Source organism: Petrotoga sp. 9PWA.NaAc.5.4, from assembly GCF_002895485.1.
Classification (GTDB): Bacteria; Thermotogota; Thermotogae; order Petrotogales; family Petrotogaceae; genus AZRK01.
On sequence record NZ_AZRK01000032.1, the window covers coordinates 1 to 4078 of the forward strand.

At 30.2% G+C, this 4078-nt stretch carries 4 protein-coding genes; 2 read left to right on the forward strand and 2 right to left on the reverse strand.

Annotated elements, in window-relative coordinates; all coding sequences use genetic code 11:
- Positions 1-602 (reverse strand): hypothetical protein (locus X924_RS08000; protein ID WP_146255685.1); only part of this gene is annotated, 602 nt, incomplete at its 3' end.
- Positions 553-924: a hypothetical protein gene (locus X924_RS08005; RefSeq protein ID WP_121958402.1), complete on the reverse strand. Its 372-nt coding sequence runs from the start codon at positions 922-924 to the stop codon at positions 553-555. The genes X924_RS08005 and X924_RS08000, both read right to left, overlap by 50 nt.
- Positions 925-1319: 395 nt before the next feature.
- On the opposite strand from X924_RS08005, the gene X924_RS08010 reads away from it, so the two are divergent.
- Positions 1320-2525, forward strand: coding sequence for a glycosyltransferase (locus X924_RS08010; protein ID WP_121958403.1), 1206 nt, complete (start codon positions 1320-1322; stop codon positions 2523-2525).
- Complete coding sequence (locus X924_RS08015; protein WP_121958404.1) at positions 2522-3976, forward strand: lipopolysaccharide biosynthesis protein; 1455 nt, start codon at positions 2522-2524, stop codon at positions 3974-3976. The genes X924_RS08010 and X924_RS08015 overlap by 4 nt, the downstream gene beginning before the upstream one ends.
- Positions 3977-4078 lie beyond the last annotated feature (102 nt).

Here is a 4078-nt window from a genome sequence, read left to right on the forward strand (position 1 = left end):
AGTTCTAATGAGTTTATTAATATTTGTGGATTTAGGTTTGTTGATATTATTAGGCTTTTTTGACTTCTGTTGATCTCATCTATTATTATTCTAATTTTTTCTGTTATCCATTTGTAATCTTTTGCTCCAAGATCGTCGATAAAGATTATATCTGATTTTAATGCTGTTTTTAGAACTTCGTCTGCTTGCTCAAATGTTTCAAAGTCATGTAATACATCTACTACTCCTATTATGCCTCCCATAATTGCTATTTCTTTTAGGATGGTGTAACCTAAGCGTGATTTTCCTGTACCGCAACCTCCATGTAGAATCAAGCCACTGCCTTTTTGCCATAATTTGTGATCTACAAAGTAAACGCTTTTATACACTGCTTTTTTTATAATCGTGTTTTTTATAACGAAATTAGTGAAAGAAACGTCAGAATATATTTTTGGCACAACATCGTTGAAGTAACTGATGGCTTTTAAATAATTTGCGTATTTGCTGCAAAATGCATGATCAATTATTCCGTTGGTAAGGCAGTTGTACGGTTTTGTACATGGACAATTGTTATTAGAAATAGTTGGAGTATTTGTTTTCTTTTGTGGTTGTGTGTTTAACAAGATTTTTCACCTCTTTATTGTTTTTTGGTTTTGAAGTTGTTTGTGGAAACCAAATGGATGTATGATTAGCTTTTTGAAAGTATTCTGATGGGTAGTAGGTTATAAGTTGTCTTTTGTATAATTCTTTTAAGGATTTTACAACTGTGTTTTTGTCAAGTTTTAGTTGATTTGATAAATGTCTAATTGAGAGTATTAAAGGGCCTTCCCAAAATAGTTTGTTCGCTTGATAAATTAAGAAAAAATATAACTTTGCTGAAGAAGAAGGAAGTTTACTCTTTTTGTCTTCTTCAAAGAAAATGTTTACTAGATCGAAAATATTCATAATTTCACCTCATAGTTTTTTGTATAAGATATTTTCTTTTCTCTATAATTAATATCCGCAAAATATTTATCTGTTTTTGCAATTTTTTGGAAATCTTGTGTGAGATAAAATCAGAAAAATTTTTCTGAAAATAATATATGTTTCTTGTATTATGTATTATATAATGTCCTATTTTTTAAGACAGTTTTGTCTGAAAATTTCATACAGTTCTGTCTTATTTTTTAAGACAGGTGTCTTAATTTTTCGGGTACTTTCACTTTTGATTTTTCAAAATTCTTTGATATTTTTTAGGAGAGTTTTTAGAAATTAAATTGACTTTTAAAATAGTTTGAGTTAGGTTATAATAGTTATATCAAAGTTGTTTGAGAGGAAAATAATACGGGGTTGATTTTATAGTGAAAATACTTTTTATTACCAATTTATTCCCTTATCCAGAAAATGAAACAAGTGGGATTTTTATAACTAAGAGATTAAAGGAGTTGAAAGAGTTTGATATTGAGTTTAAGACATATGGAATAATTGGGAAAGATACATTTATATTAAAAATTGTAAAATATATCTTTAGAAAGCAAGAAGCTGGGATTAGAGAAGCAAGCATTGTTAGTAAAGGTATAGAATATAATTATGCAAATTTCAAGAGAACTTTAATGGATTCTATTTATAAGAAGGTTTTTAGGAAAGATCTTTTATTGACCTATTCACGAAGACTTTCAGAAAAAATTTCTAATTTAACTATTAATGAATCATTTGATATAATTCATGCTCATGGAATGTTTGATCCGCCATCTGGTTTGGTAGCAAAACTTATATCAGAGAAATTAAATATTCCATATGTTGTTACTTGTCATGGTAGCGATATAAATTTAGCAATGCCAAATAACAAAGAATTGTATAATAACGTATTAGAACAAGCAGGTAAAGTAATATTTGTAAGTAACGCTTTGCTAAATAAAGCAAAATCTTTAGATTATTCAGAAAAAAATGCTGTTGTTATACCAAATGGTGTAGACCCAAAAATTTTCAAGCCTTTAGATAAAGAAAAGATAAAAAACGAATTAGGATTTAACAAAAAGGTAGTAGGATTTGTTGGAGGTTTGAAAAAAATAAAGAGAGCTGATAAATTCCCTCAGATATTTGAATATATATCGAGTAAGAAAGATGTAGAGTTTTTAGTTGTTGGAGATGGAGAATTAAGAGAAAACATTGAAAAAGAATGCCAAAAAAGAAATTTGAAGGCAAAATTTGTTGGAAGAGTTTCTCAGGATAAGGTGCCGTATTATATTAATGCTATGGATGTTATGATACTACCAAGTAGAAATGAAGGATTTGGAGCGGTAATAATTGAAGCTCAAGCGTGTGGAGTATCGGTTGTTGGAAGTAGTAATGGTGGAATACCAGAAGCAATAGGAGATGGAGGGATAGTTGTAGAAGAAGGAGAGAACTTTGAAAAAAGGTTAGCAGAAGCTGTGATTAACTTATTAGAAAATCCTATCGATAGTAATTATATAAGAGAGAAAGCTTTAGAGTATTCGTGGGAAAACATTGTAAAAAAAGAAGTGAAAGTATATGAAGAAGTGTTGAAAGAGGAAGAATTTAAATGAATAAAGAAAGAAACTTTATTAAATCATTTTTTCAGTTTTCTATAGGGCAATGGATTGCTGCCCTTATTTCTTTTGTCACTACCCCTATAACTACCTGGCTCATCATTCCTGAAGAATTTGGTAAGGCCTCTATGTTTACATTAGCCTTTAATTTGTTTTTAAACATCTCTCTCCTTGGTACTGATCAAAGCTTTGTAAGAATGTTCTATGAGAAACCAGAAGAAGATAGACGAAACCTGCTTTGGGAATCTTTGATGCCAGGTCTGTCTGTAGGATTTATTGTGTTTGTTATAATTGGATTGTTTTGGAAGGAGTTATCTTTCGTTCTTTTTGAGGATTCTAATCATTTTTTATCTATCTTCTTACTGGGGCTGACTATTTTAATAGGATGTGTAGAACGATTTGCCACATTAGTTGTTAGAATGAAACAAAGAGGTATAGCCTTTTCAACGCTAAGAGTTGTTAACGGGATTTCAAATGCTGTTTTTACGATCTTGTATGCATTGCTTGTTTCAAGAACTTTTTATGCCATTATTGTAGGATTGTTTCTTTCTCATATAGTTTCTGCCACATTAGCTATATTTCTTGAAAGAGATTTGTGGTTTGGAAAGTTTAAAGTTAACTTTGATTCAGTCAAAGAAATTATCAAGTATGGGCTACCTTTTGTTCCTACATTTTTAATAATCTGGATTTTTCAATCTTTTGATAAATTAGCTTTAAGAAACTATGCAACTTTTACTGAGATTGGATTGTATTCAGCAGCTTTTAAAGTAGTTGCTATTATGAATTTAATTCAAACGGGTTTTACCACCTTCTGGACACCTGTTTCTTACGAAAGTTATGAAAATAATCCAGAAAGTACCGGGCTTTTTGAAAAGGTATCTTTGTTTATTTCCGCTGCTATGTTTGTTGTGGGAATGCTAATTATTGTGTTTAAAGATGTAATATTTTTACTTTTAGCAAAATCTTATCGTTCTGCAGCACAAATAGCTCCTTTTCTAATTTTAATGCCAATAATGTACACAACATCAGAAGTGTCAGTTGTGGGAATCAACTTTAAGAAAAAAACTTTTTGGCACATGTTGATAGCAACTGTGGCGGCGGGATGTAACATTGTTGGGAACACATTACTTGTTCCTTTGTATGGTGCAAAAGGCGCAGCTTTTGCGACAGGTATATCTTATATTATCTTCTTTATTATGAGAACGTTTATATCAAAGTATTTATATCCAGTTAATTATCATCTGGGTAAATTCTTCACAGCTACGATTGTTTTTGTCATAGTAGCGTTTATAAACACATTTATAGGAAATCTTGTTTGGCAGGTTCTTTCTGCAGTAGTTGGACTTGTTATTGTATTGTTGGTATATAACACTGAAGTAAAATATGTCCTTGACTTGGTTGTTGATGAATTAAAGAGGGTAAAGAATAAAGTTACCAATAGAGTATAAGGAACGTTAATTCATTCTTGAAAGTTGTTTAATCTAAAGTGTTTTATTTTGATTTATTATGCCTTTTTTGAATTAAGATTGGTTACACAAAGAAAGTACATA